Raw genomic sequence first — 566 nt, forward strand, 5'->3', positions numbered from 1 at the left:
CTGGTCAGGCTTCACAAGGAGTCGAGGGGATCAGCGGGGGCAAGAACGCTGTCCAGTGATCTTCGCAGCGAAGGGCATCAGGTTGGCCGATACATGGCCCGCACGCTCATGCGTGAATCCGGGGTCGTGAGCTGTCAGCGTCGTCCGCACAAATACAAGTCTTCAGGGGTCGAGGCATTGGTGGCGCCCCATCTGCTCAAACGCAAGTTTGATGTGAATGCCCCCAATACCGTGTGGTGCGGGGATGTAACGTACATAAAAGTGGGTAAGCAGTGGATGTATTTCGCCGCAGTGCTCGACTTGTTTGCACGCAGGGTTGTGGGCTGGTCCTTTTCGATGACACCCGACGCCTCGCTGACCTGTGAGGCGTTGAGAATGGCGGTTGAGCTTCGCGGGCGACCTAAAGATGTGCTGTTTCACTCGGACCAAGGCTGTCAGTACACCAGCCATAAATTCCGGAACGAGCTGGTGACCCATGGTTTAAGGCAGAGCATGAGTCGAAAAGGCGAGTGCTGGGATAACGCCCCGATGGAGCGATTTTTTGGCAGCCTGAAATCGGAGTGGGT

Annotated in this window: 1 protein-coding gene; it reads left to right on the forward strand. The window is 56.5% G+C overall.

Going from position 1 to position 566, the window contains the following annotated elements:
* Nucleotides 1-48: 48 nt before the first annotated feature.
* The coding region (locus QMX88_RS29315; RefSeq protein ID WP_282373740.1) for an IS3 family transposase at nt 49-566 on the forward strand (518 nt) is incomplete at its 3' end.

It is taken from the genome of Pseudomonas sp. PS02290, assembly GCF_029960075.1.
GTDB lineage: Bacteria > Pseudomonadota > Gammaproteobacteria > Pseudomonadales > Pseudomonadaceae > Aquipseudomonas.